Source organism: Streptomyces yokosukanensis, assembly GCF_001514035.1.
GTDB classification, from domain to species: Bacteria; Actinomycetota; Actinomycetes; order Streptomycetales; family Streptomycetaceae; genus Streptomyces; species Streptomyces yokosukanensis.
In genome coordinates this window covers 17,200-35,392 of the sequence record NZ_KQ948212.1, presented here as the reverse complement: position 1 = coordinate 35,392, position 18,193 = coordinate 17,200, and the positions used below count along the sequence as shown (strand labels likewise).

Annotated in this window: 15 protein-coding genes; all 15 read right to left on the bottom strand. The window is 69.3% G+C overall.

Annotated features, from left to right (window positions below):
• Positions 1–12: 12 nt before the first annotated feature.
• The 15 genes from AQI95_RS18030 to AQI95_RS17960 are packed head-to-tail and all read right to left on the bottom strand — an operon-like array spanning position 13 to position 18,193.
• Positions 13–882 (bottom strand): carbon-nitrogen hydrolase family protein, encoded by an 870-nt coding sequence (locus AQI95_RS18030; protein ID WP_067124177.1) that lies wholly within the window; start codon positions 880–882, stop codon positions 13–15.
• Positions 882–1,586: a class I SAM-dependent methyltransferase gene (locus AQI95_RS18025; protein WP_067124175.1), complete on the bottom strand. Its 705-nt coding sequence runs from the start codon at positions 1,584–1,586 to the stop codon at positions 882–884. The genes AQI95_RS18030 and AQI95_RS18025 overlap by 1 nt, the downstream gene beginning before the upstream one ends.
• A complete protein-coding gene (locus AQI95_RS18020; protein WP_067124173.1) occupies positions 1,576–2,958 on the bottom strand; it encodes a coproporphyrinogen-III oxidase family protein in 1,383 nt (460 codons plus the stop codon). Before AQI95_RS18020 ends, AQI95_RS18025 begins: the two co-directional genes overlap by 11 nt.
• Complete coding sequence (locus AQI95_RS18015; RefSeq protein WP_067124171.1) at positions 2,955–3,932, bottom strand: ABC transporter ATP-binding protein; 978 nt, start codon at positions 3,930–3,932, stop codon at positions 2,955–2,957. Before AQI95_RS18015 ends, AQI95_RS18020 begins: the two co-directional genes overlap by 4 nt.
• Positions 3,925–4,737: an ABC transporter permease gene (locus tag AQI95_RS18010; protein ID WP_244188776.1), complete on the bottom strand. Its 813-nt coding sequence runs from the start codon at positions 4,735–4,737 to the stop codon at positions 3,925–3,927. The genes AQI95_RS18015 and AQI95_RS18010 overlap by 8 nt, the downstream gene beginning before the upstream one ends.
• A complete protein-coding gene (locus AQI95_RS18005; protein ID WP_067124169.1) occupies positions 4,737–5,588 on the bottom strand; it encodes a carbon-nitrogen hydrolase family protein in 852 nt (283 codons plus the stop codon). The genes AQI95_RS18010 and AQI95_RS18005 overlap by 1 nt, the downstream gene beginning before the upstream one ends.
• A 39-nt stretch (positions 5,589–5,627) precedes the next feature.
• Positions 5,628–6,821: a tyrosine decarboxylase MfnA gene (gene mfnA / locus AQI95_RS18000; RefSeq protein ID WP_067124167.1), complete on the bottom strand. Its 1,194-nt coding sequence runs from the start codon at positions 6,819–6,821 to the stop codon at positions 5,628–5,630.
• Position 6,822: 1 nt separating this feature from the next.
• Entirely contained in the window at positions 6,823–7,644 is an 822-nt protein-coding gene (locus AQI95_RS17995; protein WP_067124164.1) for a carbon-nitrogen hydrolase family protein, read from the bottom strand.
• Complete coding sequence (locus AQI95_RS17990; RefSeq protein ID WP_067124162.1) at positions 7,641–8,600, bottom strand: carbon-nitrogen hydrolase family protein; 960 nt, start codon at positions 8,598–8,600, stop codon at positions 7,641–7,643. The genes AQI95_RS17995 and AQI95_RS17990 overlap by 4 nt, the downstream gene beginning before the upstream one ends.
• A gap of 55 nt (positions 8,601–8,655) precedes the next feature.
• On the bottom strand, positions 8,656–9,762 hold the full coding sequence (locus tag AQI95_RS17985) for a phenylacetate--CoA ligase family protein (protein ID WP_067124160.1): 1,107 nt from the start codon (positions 9,760–9,762) through the stop codon (positions 8,656–8,658).
• Positions 9,762–12,812 (bottom strand): flavin reductase, encoded by a 3,051-nt coding sequence (locus AQI95_RS17980; protein WP_067124158.1) that lies wholly within the window; start codon positions 12,810–12,812, stop codon positions 9,762–9,764. Before AQI95_RS17980 ends, AQI95_RS17985 begins: the two co-directional genes overlap by 1 nt.
• Positions 12,809–14,311, bottom strand: a complete 1,503-nt coding sequence (locus AQI95_RS17975) for a 4-hydroxyphenylacetate 3-hydroxylase family protein (RefSeq protein ID WP_244188775.1) — start codon at positions 14,309–14,311, stop codon at positions 12,809–12,811. Before AQI95_RS17975 ends, AQI95_RS17980 begins: the two co-directional genes overlap by 4 nt.
• 10 nt (positions 14,312–14,321) lie before the next feature.
• Positions 14,322–15,794 (bottom strand): hypothetical protein, encoded by a 1,473-nt coding sequence (locus AQI95_RS17970; RefSeq protein WP_244188774.1) that lies wholly within the window; start codon positions 15,792–15,794, stop codon positions 14,322–14,324.
• 54 nt (positions 15,795–15,848) lie between these two features.
• Positions 15,849–17,222 carry a phenylacetate--CoA ligase family protein gene (locus AQI95_RS17965; RefSeq protein ID WP_067124156.1) on the bottom strand — a complete coding sequence of 458 codons (1,374 nt, stop codon included), beginning with the start codon at positions 17,220–17,222 and terminating at the stop codon, positions 15,849–15,851.
• Positions 17,219–18,193, bottom strand: a complete 975-nt coding sequence (locus AQI95_RS17960; RefSeq protein ID WP_067124154.1) for a BtrH N-terminal domain-containing protein — start codon at positions 18,191–18,193, stop codon at positions 17,219–17,221. The genes AQI95_RS17965 and AQI95_RS17960 overlap by 4 nt, the downstream gene beginning before the upstream one ends.

The following is an 18,193-nucleotide window of genomic DNA, read 5'->3' as shown; positions in this document are numbered from 1 at the left end:
GGCACGTCACTCCTAGGTGTCCGCCGAGGGCACGCTCTCGCCCTCGACGGCCTGCCAGTAGGTCGCCGGCTGCAGATCGGCGCGCAGGGTCGCCTTGGCCCGGTACTTGCGCATGCGGCCGAGGTCGACGTCGACCACGCCCACCCCTTCCCCGGTGTCCCCGAGCAGGACCATCCGTTCGTCCCCGTCCTCGAAGTCGAACCGTTCCGATTCCAGGAAGAGTGGATCGGCCAGGATCTGACTGCGGCCCATGTAGCCGAACCCGGCGTACAGATTCGTTCCGACGCCTGACGCGAACGCCAGAATGCACTCCGAGTCCACGGCCCGTACGGGCAGCCGCATGTTCGCCACATAGGCGAACATCTCGGGGACGAGGGCCGAGCACACCAGGACCTCGGCGCCGCGACGGGAGTATTCGCGGACGACCTCGGGGAAGTTGACGTCGTATCCCTGGAGGAGGCCGATGCGCCCGAATCCGACGTCGAAGACGGGGTACTCCGACCCACCGGCCAGATACCGGCTCTCCAGTTCGTGGCAGTGCACGCGCCGGTAGGTGCCGATGAGATCGCCCGCCGGGCCGACCAGGACCGAAGTGCTGTAGTACTTGCCGTCGTCACCGCGCTCGAGGAGGCCCGCCACGACATGGATCTGGGCCTCCGCGGACAGCGCGCACAGGCGATCGGTCTCCGGCCCCGGAATGGGAACCGACACATCCGCGACTTCGAGGATGTTGCCGGAGGTCAGGAACGCCTCGGGCAGGCAGACGAGGTCGGCCCCTTTCGAGACCGCCTCGCCGATGAACCGCTCCGCCCGCCGGAAGTTCGCGGCGTTGCGGCCGAGCTTCGACTCCATCTGGACGACGGCGATCGTCAGCTTGGACATCACGGGCTCACGGGGGTGAGGGGGCGGGAGGAGATCACGAGGCCCAGGTCCTCCTCGGCCACCTGCCAGTCCTGAAGACCGGCCTGCCCGAGCAGATCCGCCACTTCCTCAGGGGTGTACGAGGCCTGGAGGGACCGCATGAACTCGTCGCCGCCCTCCTTCACGAACTGGAGGATGAAGGTGATGTGCCCTTCCTCGGCATGACGGTTCGTGTCCTCGATGATCACGACTCCGTCGGGCTTGCAGATGCGGGCGCACTCCTTGAGGGTGTCCACCGGCCGCTTCCAACGGTGCAGGGAGGAGAACGAGAAGACGATGTCGGCGGAGTCGTCCGGGAACGGAAGGTGGTTCAGCCGGGCCATCTCGAACTCGACGTCCCCCGCCATGTTGGCCCAGACGGCGAGCGTCAGATTGTCCTCCGCGACCTCGACCAGGTTCTGGATCTCCTCGACCCCGGAGATCGCCACGTCCGGGAACCTGCCGCCGACGTGCAGGGACAGCAGCCCCGTGTTGAAGCCGACCTCCACGAGGTCGGTCATTCCTTCCCGGAGGTTGGCCACGATCCGTTCGGTCGGCCGCTTGTACGCCATGAGCGCCGAGCGGCGCATCCCGAGATCGTAGCCACGCACCCCTTCGATGTCGGGGTACGGCCGCGCCAGCGGGACTCGTGCGGCCAGGTCCAGCAGTCGCGCGTCAGTGGTCATGGCACGCCCCCTTTCCCGCGGGTCCCGACACGACCTCCAGCGGCAGGGACCGCTGGGGGCTGACGAAGTTGGAGATGTCGGCGCCGAGATGCTGCGGATAGCGCCGGTACTCCGGCGAGTAGAACGTCTTGGAGATGTTGTCGAGGTAGTACCAGCCCTTCGGGCCCGTCACCTCGATGCCGGTCTCGCTGACGGTGATCAGTTCCTTCTCCACGAGGTCGTCCAGCTCGGCGCGGAACATCTCCATGAAGTCGACCCCGTGCAGCCGGCGGAACCGCTCCCGGTCGACCCGCCCGGCCTTCACCCCGAGGACCATCGACCGCCGGATCGCCTCCGACTGCGTGATGTGCTTGCCCATCGCGATCGGCAGCCGGCCGTCCATCACCGTCTGGATGTACTTGCCGAGGTCCGGCTCGTTGAAGTACCAGTGGTCGCGCAGATGACCGGTGGCGGTCGGGCCCAGCGGGATGATCGGAACGTCCTCGCTCCAGGAGGTCTCGCCGTAGCGCGGCTGGTACCCCGGCTTCGCGAAGCAGTCGCCGTAGTAGCCCTTGAAGCCGTTCTCGACGAGCTTTTGCGCGGCGACGAAGAACATCTCGTCGACCAGGCCGCGTTCCGGCACGGACGGGAGCTTGCGCCGCTTGGTCGAGATCTGGGCGAACTCCATGTACGTGTAGAACGACACGCAGGTCACACCGAGTTCGATGGCCACGTCGAGGCTGTGTTTCCAGCCGTCCATCGTCTGCCCGTTGATGCCGTGCATGAGGTCGATGTTGATGTTCTCGAAGCCGCAGTCCTGGAGCAGCCGGATGCTGTTCTTCAGCATCTCCGGATCGCTCGGCCGCCCGAGGTTCTTCAGTTCCTCCTCGACGAAGGACTGCACACCGAGGCTGATGCGCCGCACCCCCCGGTCCAGGAGCACGCGCGCCTTGCGCTCGGTGATGTCCACCGGTGTCGTCTCGATGGAGAAGTCAGCGTCGTCGGCGATGGTCAGGCTGCCGAAGAGGTGCCCGAGCAGGTCGTCGAGCTGCGGCGCGGTGAGCGCGGTCGGAGTGCCGCCCCCGATGTAGCCGAGGGTGATGACGTGGTCCTGGATGTACGGCCGGTTCGCGTAGTTGGTGATCTCGGCCTTGACTGCGTCCAGATAGGCGCGGGTGAGATCCCGGACGGTCTGGAACTTGATGTACGGGCAGCTGAAGCAGAGCCGGTTGCAGAAGGGTACGTGGACGTACACCCCCATCGGCTTGGACTCGAACACCTCTTCCTCGGTGACGGGGACGTGCTTCGTCGGGTACTGCCGCACCCACTCGTTGTCCCGTTCCGGATACTCCTTCCAGAACGGCATGCTGGTGGTTGTCGTTGTGATGGTCATGAGACCTTCCCCCTTTCGTCTTGGCCGGCGACGGATCGGACGATGTCCGCAAGCGTGGGTCGGGAGTAGCTGACGGAGCGGAGCACGACCCCTTGGCCGTGGGCGCGGGTGACGATCTCCCCGAGGACGCCTCGGTGGTCGTCTCCGGCCAGTTCGACCCGTACTCCGCCTTCGGTGTCATGGGCGGACCGGATCGGCTCGTAGGTCGTCGCCAGCCGCGCCGCCCATGAGCGCAGCCGATCGAGGTCCGGTTCCGCGAACGCCTCGAGCACGAGGCTGGACCGGTCGCCCGACCGGGTGATGTCCTCCAGTGAGGCGTCCTTGACCTGCCGTCCCTGGTGCAGGACCACGACGGAGTCGGCGAGCGCGTCCAGCTCCGCTCGTTGATGGCTGGCGAAGAGCACGACGACGCCCTCCTTCTTCAGGCCCCGCAGGAGGTCGATCAGCGCCTGCTGGGCGGCGGGATCGAGACCTGTCGTCGGTTCGTCGAGGATCAGGAGATCGGGCCGGTGCGCGACGGCGGAGATGATGTGCAGCTTGCGCTGGTTCCCGCCGGAGAGGGTGCGCACATACTGATCGCGGTATTCGTCCAGGTCGGCCAGCGCCATCAACTCGTCCAGGCGGGAGGCCTCCGCCCGCCGGAGCTTGAGCTGGTGCCTGAGATACGTCTCGACGCCGACGCCGTCGGGCAGTTCCTTCGCCTGCTGGACGTAACCGATGTGGCGGCTGACCTTGCCCCAGCGGCGTGAGTCCGTGCCGCACACCAGCACCTCGCCCCGGGCCGGGCGCAGGAGGCCGGCCACGAGTCGGATCAGCGTGCTCTTGCCGGCGCCGTTCGTCCCGATGATGGCGACTCCCTGGCCCGCGGGGACCGAGAACCCGATCGGGCCGAGCCGGAACGTCTCGCTGACGCGGTGCTCCAGTCCCGAGACGGACAGGACGGCCGTCCGCTCCGCCGCTTGCCTGTCACCCATGACCGATCCTCCGACGGAACGCGAACGCGGCCACCCCGACGGTCAGCAGCGCGTAGGCCACCGTGAGAGACAGGGTCAGGGCCGACGGGGACGGCCCCTGCCCGGTGGCCGCGCGGAACACTTCGACATGCACCGACAAGGGCAGCTTCGCCAGGACCTTCCCGAGCGTTCCGAGATTCTGCAGCGGAAAGAAGACCCCCGCGAAATACATCAGCGGAATCACGATGATGTTCACCACCGCGGGAAACGAGACCTCGTTCGTGTAGGTCGCGATGAACGTTCCCAGACCGGCGAACGTCATACAGCCCGAGACGAACGACAGCACCAGCAGTGCCGTCGAGTCGATTTTCGCGTCGAACACCACCACGCCGAGCACGAGGACCAGGGCGAACTGGAAGAAGCACTTCACCACCACGCCGACGAACCTGGCGAGCAGGAATCCGGAGTACGACAGCGGCGAGAGGATCAGGTCCTCGATCGTCCTGCGATTGCGGTCGATGATGATCGTGTAGCCCACGGTGTAGGTGCAGCTGAACATGATGCCCGCGGCGAGGATCCCCGGGAAGACGAAGCCGAAGTAGTTGGCGGCGCCGCGCGACGGGCTCGCCATCTGGTCCGTCGCCGCGCCGAAGGCGAGGACCATCGAGACCGACGTCAGGAACGTCGACACCGCGAACAGCCGGTTGTCGAAGAACTGGCGGAGATCGAGGACGACGAGGCCCAGTACGTCGGAGAACCATCCGGGCTGGTCCGAGCGGCGCGGGGTGCGGGACGCCCGCATCCCGCCCGTGGGTGTCACCCCCATCAGGAACCTCCCTGAAAGGTGGTGGACCAGGTCGAGCGGACATCGCCGTGGAACGGCAGGCGGTCGCGGACCTTGCGCCGCTGCCGCCAGTGCAGTTGTGCGTGGACCACCGTGTCGCGCTCTGCGGGGGCGGCCTCCGCCAGGACGTCCGCCTCCGCGTCCTGGCTCGCGTCCTGCACGAGCCCGTCGACGATCATGCTGCGTCCGAGGTAGGACATGCCCGCGAACCGGTTCTCGCCGACACCGCTGGAGAACACCAGCGCGCATTCGTTGTCCGCGGCACGCGCGCGGCAGATCGACCGCACCGGATGCGAGTAGGGTCCGAACAGGTTGGCCACGCAGACGATGAGGTCGACCCCTTGGAGCAGATACTGCCGGCCGGCCTCCGGGAACCGGATGTCGTAGCCGACCAGGAGCCCCACGCGTCCGACCGGCGTGTCGATCGCCGTGCCGGGGGCCCCGGGGGAGACGTGGTCGGACTCGCCCGCCCAGACGCATGCGCGGCGGTACCAGCCGAGGGGTTCTCCGGACGGGCCGACGAGCACGGCCGCGTCGAAGACGTCGCGGCCGTCGGCCAGCAGCACACCGGCGGCGATGTGGATTCCGAGGCCGCGGGCCTGATCGGCCAGGAACTGGACGACAGGGCCGTCGCTCGTGGTCGCGTCCGCCCGCAGCGTCGGGAAGTTCAGGCCGGTGGCGAAGGAGGCCGGCAGGCAGACCAGGTCGGCGTCCTGCTCGGCCGCCGTCGACAGCAACTCGGCCGCGCGCGCCTGGTTCTCCTCCCGCATGCCGGGATCGATCCGCATCTGGGCGGCGGCCACGGTGACACTGGGGCCACGGAAGAGACTCATCGGGCGGCTCCGGGCTTCGCTGTCGACCGGCGGACGTGCTCACTTGGTTCGGTCACCGTCGGCCACCTCCGCCTCGATCTCGTGGCGGGCGAGGTCCAGCACCGGAACGAATTCGTCCACCACGTCGCGCGTCACATGCCGCGTGACGACCAGACGAATCGTCTCGACGAATCGCCTGGACGTGGAGACGATCCAGCCCCAGGATTCGAGCCGCTGCGAAATCAGCGCAGCGTGGGCGACCTTGACCGCGACAATGTTCAGTTGGGGCTCCATCAGCAGCTCGAAGCCCTTTTCCTTGAGCCTGGTCGTCAGATACCCGGTCGTTTCGTAGTTCGCGCGGGTGATCTGCGTGAAGCCCGAACGCCCGAGGTTCTCGAGCACCGCGTACGTCGCGACCGCCGCGCTTCCGGGCCGGGTGCCGAGGAACGTGTTGTGGACAGGCGTGCCGATGAAGAAGGAATCGAAGGAGAAGCGTTCCGCGCCCTCTCCCTCCCGGAAGAGGATCGCACCGGCCGGCACATTGACGAGCCCGTACTTGTGAGGGTCGATGGTGATGGAGTCGACGCCGTCGACCGAGAAGTCGAACTGCGGCAGGTCGTGCCCGAGGTCGCGGGCGAAGGGGATGATGAACCCTCCGGTGGCCGCGTCGACATGAAGGTGCACCTCGTGTGCGCGGATCCGCGCACCGATCTCGTCCACCGGATCGACGACGCCGAACTCGCTGCTCCCCGCGGTCGCGACCACGGCGACCGTGTTGTCGTTGATCCGGCGCGCCACCTCGTCGGCCGGCAGCCGCATCGCCTCGTCCACGGGCACGACCACCGCGGAGAGCCCCAGGACCGCGAAGATCTTGTCGAAGGAGAAGTGCACGGTGCTGCTGACGACGACCTCGGGCCGAGCGGTCAGCCGTCCTCGGGCGCGGGCCGACTCACGGGCGACGAGCATCGCGATGAGGTTGGCCTCGGTTCCCCCGGAGACCAGGTTCCCCGAGCCGTCGGCGTTGCCGAGGAACGACAGCAGAAGCTCGACGACCTTGCGCTCGATCCGTTTGGTGCCGCGGAAGATACGGACGTCGCCGAGGTTGGTGTGCGCCGCGGCGGCCGCCATCTCCACGCCGAGAGGGTGCGGTTCCGTACAGATCGAGTTGAGCACGCGGTCCCACGAGACGTCGTCCTTCATCTCCTCGGCGATCCGGCGTCGGACGTCGGACGCCGGTACCCCGACGGCTCGCATCTCAGACCCCCCGCCCGGCGTGCGCGTGACCGCTCTTCGGCCCGGGTGCGTCGACGAGCGACGTGTAGAGGTCCGGGCGGCGCGCCCACAGGCCGAACCAGAGCGTCTCCTGGAAGCGCAGATCGGGCTCCCTGAGGTGCCTGATGCGGTCGAGGTCCCACTCGGCCTCGAACACGCCGTCGTCCGTGCCCGCCTCGGCGACGAAGCCCTCGGGCATCGCCACCGCGCTGCCGCCCGCGCAGGTCGGGCTCAGCGCGCCGGCGAAGGCGACCGCGACGGTGTTGAGCGTGGCGATGCCCCAGACCGCGGCCCGCTGCGCGTCCTTCGCGTGTGCGTCGAGCGAGCCGGCCACGAGGAGGAGTTCGGCACCGGCGAGGCACTCGATACGTGGCGGCTCGACGAGCCAGAAGTCCGGTCCGAGGAGCACTCCGACCTGTCCGAACTCGGTTTCGACCACGGGGAAGTCGTCCCCCGTGCCCGTGGTGCCGTCGGCCAGCACCGGCCGCGTCACCTCCGCGCGCACCGACCCGTCGGGGCCCAGGAGTCGGGCCACCTGCGCCGGACCGTCGGCCCGCTCCTGCGCCCACGATCCGGTCAGTACGTACGCGCCACGGCTGTGCGCCAGCGCCGCCAGGCGCTCCAGGTACCGCTCGCTCTGCCGCGTCGGCAGCACCTCGGTGCCGTCACCGCAGGCGAAGACGTTCTCGGGGAGCACGACGAAGGACGCTTCGGACGTCACGCGGCGCTCCAGGTCGCCCAGTACGGCCTGGGCGGTCGCCTCGGTGTCCGCACGACGGGCGTGCTGCGCTACGAAGATGGTCACCGGCCGGTCCCCTCTGTGTGCGTCGCTCCGGCCGGACGGCCTCGGTCCGAACCGCCGCCTCCCGGCCCGGTCATGGTCGAGCGGAGTTCGGCGGCGAGGTCCCGGTCCGCTCCCGCGTACGCGCCCAGCAGCGCCCCGTACGCCTTCGGCCTGCGCATCTCGTGCCAGAGCCGGCCGTCGCGGCTCGCGGACCCGGTCTGCTCGGACTTGCGGCCGAGATCGACGACGAGGACCTCCTGCCGGTCGCTGCCCGCCTGGGCGACGACTCCGCCGGGGGTGGCGACAAGGCTCGTGCCGGTGAAGTGGATCTCCACCTTGCGGTCTCCCCGCATGCCCCGGACGACGCCCACCGAGCTGGCGTAGACGACGTTCACGTCGTTGAGGTAGGCGGCGGTGCGCAGCGCGTTGACCATGAGCGCCTGGTTCTGCCGGAGGGTGCCTCCGGGCACGAAGATCGTTCGCGCTCCGGCGACGGCCATGAGCCTGATCACTTCCGGGACCCAGAAGTCCGAGCAGACGGCCACCCCGATCGGGCCGAACTCGGTGGACATCAGGCTGATCTCCTCCGCCTGGCGGCAGACGACCATCTCGTTGCCGAAGGCGTGCGCCTTGACGGCGCGGCCCGCGACGGCGCCCTGCCGGTCGATGAGGAGGGAGGTGTTGCGGTACTTGCCGTCCTGGAGGTCCTCGACGATCGAGCCCAGCACGATGTTCGTGCCCGCCTTGCGGGCCAGTGTCTGGAACCCCTCGATCACCGGGCCCGGCATGGGGGTGTCGGTCTTTCCCTTCAGATGGTCCTGCCCGGGCATGTACCAGGGGGGCCCGAGGAGGAACTCGGGGAAGCACACCATGTCGATGTCGCCGCCGGCCGTGGCGCTCTCGATCGCCTGATGGGCGCTGCGCAGAGCTTCGGCGGGGTCATCGACCCAGCGGGTCTGGACTACCGCTACCTTCATCCTTCTGGTCTCCTCACACTGCCACCGATGGATGGGCCGTTCCCGCGCCACGCCCCTAGGGAGCGGGCCGGCTGCCGTCGCCCTGCCGGTCCCCCGCCTCGACGATCGCGACATCGACGTCGACACCCAGTTCGTCCCGGACCCGGGCTTTCAGCGACCGCGCCGGCTCACGACCGCGACCCGCACCCGGATCCGCGGCACACGTCACGTGGAAGGCGCCGTCCCGGATCTCCCAGGAGAAGTGCGGCGAGAGCCCGGGAGACTCGAACACGACGCGTTCCACGTCGACGGCGGACACCGGGCCCGACGGTGAGGGGACCGCGTCGGCCACGCGGCCGAGCGGGGTGAGTACGGTGCTGCCGTCCCCGCACGGGCAGGGATCGGGCCGCAACTCCACCAGCTCGCCCGTCGCCACGCCCTGCGTCGGGCTCGATCCCGCGGGGGCGAGCAGCAGTTCACCGCGGACGTCGGCCGCGACGGCCGACGCGTCACCCGCGGCGCCGCGGAGCGTCGCGCGCAGCCGGTGCTCGCACAGGTGCAGCGCCCCGTAGGCGCACGGCACGGCGACGGTGGGCGTGGAGTCCGTCCCGAAGACCGGGGTCGCCGTCGCTCTCCACAGGTCGCCGATCCGGCCGAGGCGGCTCGGCGAGAGGGCCTCGCCCGTGCAGAGGATCCTCCGGATCGTCGTGTCACCGGGCCGCCCGCCGAGCGAGACGTCGACGTCCGCCATCTCCGTCGCCAGCGTGGGCGAGCAGACCAGCGCCGTCACCTCGTACCGGCGGATCAGGCCGAGGGCCCGCGGTATCGGGCAGATGGTGTTGCTCGTGCCCACGCTGAGCACCGTCGCGCCCATCATCTCCGCCGCGCGCTCCACCACGGCGCCGGTGAAGGACAGCTCGTAGGGGGCGGCCACCATGACGATGTCGTCCTCGGTCAGGACGCTGTCGAGGGCCAGGGCCATGTCGATCTGGTTGCGGACCCAGTCGTCGCGGGTCAGGAAGTGGGGGCGGGCGGCACCCGACGCGTCGAGCCCTTCGCCGTAGCGGGCACGCCGGGAGTGCGGGCCGCCGCCGTTGCGGGGGGTCTCGCCGGACCCGGTCGCGGTGTCGGCCGAGAGCAGGTCGAGGAAGTGTTCGTAGATTCCCGACGCAGGTACGGACATCACTGCTCCTCCTCCACACCGCTGTCCCGCCAACGCCATCCGTAGGCGTCGCAGGCCGTGCCGTCGCGGCCTGCCAGCTCCAGCGGGCGGCGGCCCTCCTTCGGGTCGATGTCGACGTGGAGCACCTTCGCCAGGACGAACTGGTGGTCGCCCAGCTGGTACATGGCCTCCAGGCCGCAGTCGATGGCGCCGTACGTCCCCGAGAGCCGAGGGCTTCCGTGGGACGAGGGAACCCAGGTGAGCGAGTTGAAGCGGCCGTCGGGGCGGCCCCGCGCGAACGCCTTCGCCACCTGGGCCTGGTCGTCGGCGAGGACGTTGACGCAGAACCGTCGCTCGCTCGCGATGGCCGACCAGCTCGTACTGTGCGACTTCACCACGAAGGCCACGAGCGCGAGTTCGTGGGAGACGACGGTCAGCGAGCCGATCGTGAGCCCGTACGGTGTCATGCCGCCGGCCCCGGAGCCTCGGGCGGAGCCCGTGACCACCGTGACCGTCCTCGGCAGCAGCTCCTCGATGTCCTTCAGGTCACGCGTGGTACGGGGATCCGTCTCCAGGGCTGTCCCGTCCTCGGCCGGCTCACCGGCTGCGGGCCCGGTCTGCGCCACGACGCCGCCGAGCAGCCTGCGCAGGTACTTCCCGGTCTCGCTGGCGGGGTTGTCGGCCAGCTCCTGCGGGGGTCCGCAGTGCACGACGCGGCCGCCGTCGCGGCCCGCCCCCGGCCCCACGTCGACGACCCAGTCGCAGAGCGAGACGACGCGCATGTTGTGCTCGATGACGAGGATGGTGTTCCCGGTGGACAGGAGCCGTTCGAAGAGGGCGAGGAGATGGCTGATGTCGGCGGGGTGCAGACCGCGCGTCGGCTCGTCGAAGATGAACAGCGTGCCGCTTCGGCGCTGCTTGAGCAGCTCGACGGCGAGAGTGAGCCGCTGTGCCTCGCCCCCGGAGAGGGTGGTCGTGGCGCAGCCCAGCTGGAGGTAGCCGAGTCCGAACTCGTCGAGCACGGAGAGCGCCTGGGTGACCTTCGCGCCGTCCCGCGCCGTGAACCATTCGAGCGCGTCCCCGACGGACATGGACAGCACGTCGTAGATGTTGCGGCCGTCGAGGCGCACATCGAGGACGTGGTCCTGGAACCGGCGGCCGTCGCACTCCGGGCAGATGACGGACTCGCTCTTGAACAGGGTCATCTCGACCTCGGCCAGTCCGAGGCCCTTGCACGCCTCGCATCGGCCGCCGGGGACGTTCGGGCTGAACTCCTTGCGGCTCAGGCCGCGTTCGACCGCGTCCTCGCTGGCCGCGAAGGCGTCCCGGATGTGGTCGCCGATGCCGATGTAGGTGGCGAGGGTGCTGCGGCTCGACCGGCCGATCGCCCGCTGGTCGACATAGATGACGTCCTTCAGGGCATCGGCGCCCTCGACGCCGCCCGCGCTGTCCGCGCCCTTGGCGACGGCCCGGGAGACCGCGTCGTGGACGCCGGCCACCAGCGAGCTCTTTCCGGCGCCGGACACACCGGAGACACAGGTGAGCCCGCCGAGCGGCAGCTTCACCGTCTCGTCCACCACGTTGTTGCGCGTGATGCCGCTGACCTGGAGCCAGCCGGCATCGGCGAGATCGACCCGGCCGCGCGAGGGCGCAGGCGACAGCAGCGCCGCCGCCGTCGGCGAGTCCTCGGCCTCCAGGAGGTCCGCGACGGGCCCCTCGAAGACCACCTCGCCCCCGCGCGACCCCGCCCCCGGGCCGAGTTCGACGACCCAGTCGGCGGCCCGGATCACCGATTCGTCGTGCTCGATGACGATGACGGTGTTCCCGAGGTCGCGGAGCCGGCGCAGCGAGGCCACGATCTTGTCGCTGTCGCTCTCGTGCAGACCGGCGGTCGGCTCGTCGAGGACGTACATGACGCCGGTCAGATCGCTGGCGAGGTGCTGGGCGAGCAGCAGCCTCTGCAGCTCACCGCCCGAGAGGGTCACCACCGGGCGCCGCAACTGCAGGTGCCCCAGGCCGACTTCCTCGATGTTCTCGCTCTGCTTGATGATCGCCGAGGCCAGTTCGCGCACCTGCGGCGGCAGCGCTCCCGACGTCAGGGCCGTGCGCAGGCGCACGATGGAACTCGACAGTTCGTCGCTCTGGAAGTCGTGGAAGGCATGTCCGGCCAGCGTCGCCCTGAGCGACTCGACGCGCAGACGGCCGCCCTCGCAGGCGGGGCAGGGTTCCTTCGCGAGGTAGTTCGTGAAGGAGTTCCGCCGCGCCGAGGAGGTGGTGTTCCGGTAGGCCCGTTCCAGGAAGTCGAGGATGCCCTCGAAGCGGATCTCGTTGGTGACCTTCCGGACCTTGATGGTGTAGCGCTTGTCCGACCCGTGGAGCACGCGTTCGACCTGGTCGCCGTCGAGTTCCGCGAACGGCAGGTCGAGGTCGATGCCGAGGTCGGCGGCCATGGTCTCGAAGGCCTTGCGGACATTGGGGATCGCGAAGGTGCCCGGGTCCGCGGCGTCCCAGATCTCCCGCAGCGTCTTCGACCGGTCAGGGATGATCTTGTCGAGCGAGAACCCGACCATCTCGCCGACGCCGTCGCAGCGAAGGCACTTCCCCTCCTTGCGGTTGGGGCTGAAGTGCTGCGCGGAGTGCGGCTCGGCGAAGATGCCGCACTCGGCGCAGCGCAGGTCGGGGCCGGTCTCGCCGAGGCAGGCGGGACACACCGGCCGCGAACCCGCGCCGAAGAGCAGACGGTAGAGCCCGTCGAGGCCGCTGATCGTCCCGACGGTCGAGCGGGGGTTGGAGAAGCCGCCGTCCCGTTGGCGCAGGGCCACGGGAGGCTGTGTCCCCGAGATCCGGTCGAACTGGTAGTCGCCGTCGCCCATGTCGAGGGTCTTGCTCGACAGGGCACCCAGGTAGAGCGACTTGGAGTGTTCGAAGAGGGTGTCGATGACCAGGGAGGACTTGCCCGATCCCGACACTCCGGCGGCGACGACGAGCTTCCCCTTGGGGAAGGCGACGTCGACCGACTTCAGGTTGTGAGTCGTCACTCCTTCGAGGACGATGCTGTCGAACGTCGTCACGGCTGCTCCGTTCGTGCGACCAGCCCGCGTGCCTGGCTTTCGCAACCTTCCAGGTCGGGGTACTTGGCGTACAACATGGCGCGGACCCGGGCGGGGTCGCCGCGGTTCCACTCCTCGTAGAGCTCCTGGCGCATGCCGAAGCGGTCGAGGACGAGGTCGCCGGCCACGCGGAACAGCCGTGCCTTCTCCTGCGCCCCCATGTCGCGCCCGCACATGTACAGGTCCAGTACGTCACGCAGCTCCGGCGAGGCCAGATCGGCGTCCGAGGGCTGCATCACGAGACCCGAGGCCCCGATCTGGCGGATGATCGCCGAGGCACGGGCCGAGAAGTGGCCGGCGACGGCGTCGAGGGCGGCGGTGGAGCCGGGCGCGAGCAGACCGGACGGGGTCCGCCTGCTCTCCGAGTCGACCGAGGCCAGCCCCAGCCGCAGAACCTCGACGTACGAGGTCAGCTCGCCGAGCATGTTGCCGACCTCGCGGAACTTGTCGACGCCGATCGCCTGCGCGAGGAGCGAGGCCACGCCGAGCATCGTCCGCAGCCGGTGGTGGAAGCGGAGCTGGCCGGTGTAGAGGGACCACTTGTTCAGCTCGTGGAATCCCCGGGCGGCCACGGCGGCGTCCTGGAGGAGGAACACCCGGGACCTCGGTATGAACACATCGTCGAAGACGAGCATGGCGTCCTGCTCGTCGAAGCGCGAACCCAGGCCGCCGGCCCCGTCCGCGTACGGCTTGCGGCACACCACGCGAAGGCCCGGCGTGCCGATCGGCGCACCGAACCAGCAGACGAAGCTGGGGTCCTCGCGCAGATAGTTGGCCGGGGACAGATAGATCAGTACTTCATGGGCGTACGGGGCCAGAGTCGCGATCTGTTTCGCGCCGCGTACGACGATGCCGTCCTCGCCCTGCTTGACCACGCGCAGCCCGATCTCGGGACGGGTGACGGGGGTCGAGGACCGGTCGATCTGGGGATCGCCGAGACCGTGGGTGAGCACGAGGTCGTTCTCGCGGCAGTAGTGGTAGTAGTTCTCCGCGTTGTGCCCGAACTCCGGGTCGACCGCGGCGAGTTCGGAACGGAAGTCGTACAGCCCGACGACGACGTTCGCCATGAAGTCCGGCACACGCGAGAGCTGACCGTGGGACGCCTCGATCCATCTGCGCGAGTTGCGCCACTTCAGATCGAGTTCCTCCCGGCTCCCGGGCGCGAGGTAGGAGAGGCTGACGGGCCTGCCCGACCGCTCGGACCGGAAGAGCATCTCGCCGGAGTGTTCCGGGGAGTGCTGCAGATCGTGGATCCCGGCGAGCGCGGTCAGCGTCGGTGTGAACCTCGGATCGCTGGTCACGTCGACGCGCCGGCCGTCGCACCACACCTCACGCCCGTCTCGCAGGCTGGCGATGTACTGCGCTCCGTGCCAGGCTCCACCGGCCTGGGACGGCAGGAGTTCGACGGGTGCTCCGCCCGCCTCTTCGGCGTCGGGGACGCTTGCTTCTGGGTTCGACACAGTCACACACCTACGGCTTCCGCTCAGCCGCACCCGAATGGAACGGCTTGTAGCTCTGCTCCTGCACGTGCGGGAAGTACTCCCGGGTCGCCTCTCCCACCAGCTTCATGATCTCGGCGTCGACGGACGACGGGTCCGCCACGAACCGGGCCAGTGGAGAGTCGGACACGGGGGAAAGATTCACTCGTCGCGCCTGGTGGATGGCTCGCAGCGAACGCTGGGCGTTGGCCGCGTCGCGCATCTTGTACACGGCCTGCGGCCCGTCCGGGACACCGATCATGGACTTCGTGCCACCGCTTCCGAGGCAGTTGCGCGGCATGTGGAGGTGCTCGTGCCGCCACTGCTGGTGCGCGGAGTGCAGCCGGAACGCCTGGTGGACCACGCTGTGCCGCAGCCATGTCTCCGAGCTGTCGTGCCGGCCCGCGTCGACGCGCCGGAGCGTCTCGTCCAGCGTCGGATCCCCGAACGAGCGCAGCCACGACTCCAGATCCGTCCAGAAGTGCTTGAACAGGTCCTTGAACATGTGCTGCTTGATCGCCAGCGAATGGGTGCCGCTGGCCGGCCCCAGGTTCTCCCGGAACCCGTGGTACTCGCCCGTCGCGAGGAGTTCGGCCATCACCCGCTGCGCCTCCACCATCGGATCGAGCAGCGTCGTGCAGGCCGACAGATGCGCGACGGCCTGGCTGAGCTGCGACGAGCGGATCGCCCTGACGGCGACCTCCAGGTGGTCGTTGGCCTCGGCGCAGAGGATCTCCGGGACCTGGTGCAGGGCGACGAACTCGCCATGGAGTGTCTTCGCGTCCAGTTCGGTCGCGGCGACCGCTTCGGCGAGCGTCGTGGACGAGGTGAGTTCGTCCAGGGTCCGCGAGAGCGGCACGGGCACGCCGGAGAGATCGAACTCCCACTTGGTCGCGTCGTGGCAGCACAGGCGTATGCCGTGCAGGACGCGGTAGAGCGGGTCGTCGATGCTCTTCGTCGCGATGGTCGCCCGCGCGTCCTTCGTCCGGCCGAGAAGGAGGGCGTCCTTCACGACCTTCTCCAGGCCGCGCAGCCTGTCGAGGTAGGTCCGGTAGCCGGCCGAGTCCGTGATGCCGAGTTCGGTGGCCGCGGCCGAGCCGGCGCCGAACTGGCTGCGCACGTCCAGCATCACCGTGCCCAGCCGGCACATGAGCCGATGGAACCCGACGCTCCAGGCGACGTAGCGCGAGGCGCCGGCGATGTCGTCCGATGCCACACACGCCTGCGTCCGCTCCGCCAGCCTGGCGAGGTTGAGGAGGCTCACCTGCGCGGCCTGGAAGAGAGTGCACACCAACGACTCGTAGGTCGCCTGCTCCACACCGCGTTCGGCCCGTGCCCGGGCGAGGAGGTCGATCCGGTGGAGTTGGTCGTAGCTCTCGGCCACCGGCCCCAGCTCGGTGTGCGGGCAGTGGGACGCGGGCCCGGCGGCGGCCTGGGGATCCAGGGAACATTCTGGATATGACATTCTTCGATCACTCCTCCGGCAGACGGGTGGGGAGCGGACGATCGATCGGCATCCTCAGATCCCTCCCGCCCGGCGCTCGGTGAAGTTCCGCATCGTCGGTTTGGCGGACGTCCGCAACGCCTCCTCGAACGAGGCGAGGGCGAGGGGGCGGAAGACCGCCCGCACGCCCAGGCGTTCGCGGACCGCCTCGGACACGGCGGCCCTGACGGTCTGGTCGTCGGCGCTCGCGGGGGGCAGCGCGATCTCCAGTACGTCCCCTCCGGCGTCGAAGGTGAAGAAGTACGGCGGCGCCGCCATCGCCCCGAGGACGATGTCCTCGATCTCCAGCTGCGACGCCCATCGGTCGCCGATCCTCAGGCGGTCACCGATCCGGCCCCGGTGGCGCAGTCTGCGCAGCGGAGAGCCGCAGGCGCAGGGCTCGGCCTCGATGCGGCAGGTGTCCCCGGTGCGGTAGCGCAGGAGGGGCATCGCCCGGCTCGCCAGGGTCGTCACCGTGAGTTCGCCGGTGGCGCCGTCCGGCAGCCGCTCGCCGGACTCCGGGTCGACGATCTCGAAGAACGTACGGGTCTCGACGAGATGGAGTTCCCCGAACCGGCAGAACATCGCGAGCGTGTTGGTCTCGGTCATGCCGAACATCGAGTAGGCCACCGCTCCCCACTGCTCGGCGAGTCGCCGCTTCTTCGCCGGGGACGAGCCCTCTCCCGCCATGAGGATCCTGGAGACCGCCAGGTCGTCACGGGGGTCGAGGCCGCAGCGCCGGGCGATCTCGCCGAGGTAGAGCGCGCGGGTTCCGGAGCACACCAGCGCGGTGGCGCCCGAGCGGTGCAGGGCGTGGACCATGCGCTCGGGGCTGCACTTCGGCGAAGCCGCTCCGAGCGGCACGATCGTGCACCCGAGGACCTCCAGCGCCCGGTCGAGGTCCTGTCCCACACCGGCCAGCTCGTACGGAACGGCGATGGCCACCACGTCCCGCTCGTCCAGCACGGCGGAGAGCAGGGTGGCGACGGTCAGGTTGTTCTCCAGCCAGTCCTCGACGGTGAAGAACGCCGCGATGGAACTCCCGTTGCCGGTGCCCGAGCTCTCGTCGAACCGGATCACCTCCCTCGGCGGTACGGCGAGCATGCCGAGCGGATAGGCGCCGGCGAGATGCTCGCGCGTCGTGAAGGGAAAGGCGGCGAAGGCCTCAAGCCGGCCGGCGGCTGCCGCCCCGGCCAGATGTGCGGGCACGAAATCGGCGTAGAAGGGCGAGTCGGCACACGCGTGGGCCACGGCCCGGGCGAGCGCCTCCTCGGTCCACCGATCGAGTGAGCGCCTGTCGAGCGAGGTCACCCGGGCCACCTTCTGCGCGACACGGACACGGGCGGCGACGGCGTCCCGGAGCCTGCCGAGGGACGAGTCGCGGCTGGTCTGCCGGGCGGGCGCCGTCATGCCGACACCTCTTCCAGCTCGGCCATCGCCGCCCGCTCCTCGACGGCCAGCTCGCCGACGAGGGACGCCGCGGCCTCGGCCGACTTGCGCATCGAGGAGTCGTCCGCCTCGCGCAGGAGATCGGCCACCTCGGTCCAACGCCGGGACATCCTGCGGTACTCGGCCGCCACGGTGTCGTACGCCGCGACTCCGGTGAGCGCGGCCGCCTCCTGGAGGAAGTCCGCCCACAGCGTGCGGAAGAAGCCGCCGCCCGTCCCTCCGTTCTCCATGCTGTTGCCGACGAGACCCATCGCGTGGGTGGGATCCTCCAGCGAGTCGCACCAGGTGCGCATCAGGGAACTCGTCTTGGCGATCCCCTTGAACCCCATGTTGGTGATGGGCGGGTTGAGGAAATCGTGCGCGGTGGCGTGGATCGAGGAACGGCAGCCGCCGGGCAGGGCCGCCGGGTCGTACGCCTCGGCCGAGATCCGGAAGGAGAGGTTGCGGGAACTCATCGGCCCCTTCGCCGAGCGGGCATCGCCCATGCTCTTCCTCGAAGTGGTCTGCACCCCCAGGTTTCCGGTCTCGACGACCACGAACCTGTCGTCCTCGTATCCGACGCACGCCACGTAGTGGGCGGCGAAGTGGTGCGATTCATCGGCGTAGTCGAGGTAGTACCGGTCGAGTTTCAGGCCGACGACGTCGCCGTCGTCCAGGGCCTCGACGAGATCCCGCTCGGCCTTGCTCCGCGAGCCGGTCTGCTCCTCCTGAAGACCTGCGCCCAAGGCACCGGCCGCGTTCCGCATGAGGTGGTCGGGCTTCACCCGGCCGCCGAGGAACGGCCCCGGCATCTGCTTGGAGTGCCAGTACAGGAACGACAGCCCCTGTCCGAGTCCGAACACCATCGGCTCGCTCAGCTCGACGCCGCGGTTGCGCAGCATGTTGACGAGGGCCGTGGACTCGCAGTGGTGGCCTGAGAAGTGGGCCGGCAT

Bases quoted from the DNA above. Each gene is read 5' to 3' on its own strand.
- AQI95_RS18005 (WP_067124169.1), bottom strand. From the start codon at position 5,588: ATGAGTCTCTTCCGTGGCCCCAGTGTCACCGTGGCCGCCGCCCAGATG.
- AQI95_RS18020 (WP_067124173.1), bottom strand. From the start codon at position 2,958: ATGACCATCACAACGACAACCACCAGCATGCCGTTCTGGAAGGAGTAT.
- AQI95_RS18010 (WP_244188776.1), bottom strand. From the start codon at position 4,737: ATGGGGGTGACACCCACGGGCGGGATGCGGGCGTCCCGCACCCCGCGC.
- AQI95_RS18030 (WP_067124177.1), bottom strand. From the start codon at position 882: ATGTCCAAGCTGACGATCGCCGTCGTCCAGATGGAGTCGAAGCTCGGC.
- AQI95_RS18015 (WP_067124171.1), bottom strand. From the start codon at position 3,932: ATGGGTGACAGGCAAGCGGCGGAGCGGACGGCCGTCCTGTCCGTCTCG.
- AQI95_RS17965 (WP_067124156.1), bottom strand. From the start codon at position 17,222: ATGACGGCGCCCGCCCGGCAGACCAGCCGCGACTCGTCCCTCGGCAGG.
- AQI95_RS17985 (WP_067124160.1), bottom strand. From the start codon at position 9,762: ATGTCCGTACCTGCGTCGGGAATCTACGAACACTTCCTCGACCTGCTC.
- mfnA (WP_067124167.1), bottom strand. From the start codon at position 6,821: ATGCGAGCCGTCGGGGTACCGGCGTCCGACGTCCGACGCCGGATCGCC.
- AQI95_RS17970 (WP_244188774.1), bottom strand. From the start codon at position 15,794: ATGTCATATCCAGAATGTTCCCTGGATCCCCAGGCCGCCGCCGGGCCC.
- AQI95_RS18025 (WP_067124175.1), bottom strand. From the start codon at position 1,586: ATGACCACTGACGCGCGACTGCTGGACCTGGCCGCACGAGTCCCGCTG.
- AQI95_RS17990 (WP_067124162.1), bottom strand. From the start codon at position 8,600: ATGAAGGTAGCGGTAGTCCAGACCCGCTGGGTCGATGACCCCGCCGAA.
- AQI95_RS17960 (WP_067124154.1), bottom strand. From the start codon at position 18,193: ATGCCGGCCCACTTCTCAGGCCACCACTGCGAGTCCACGGCCCTCGTC.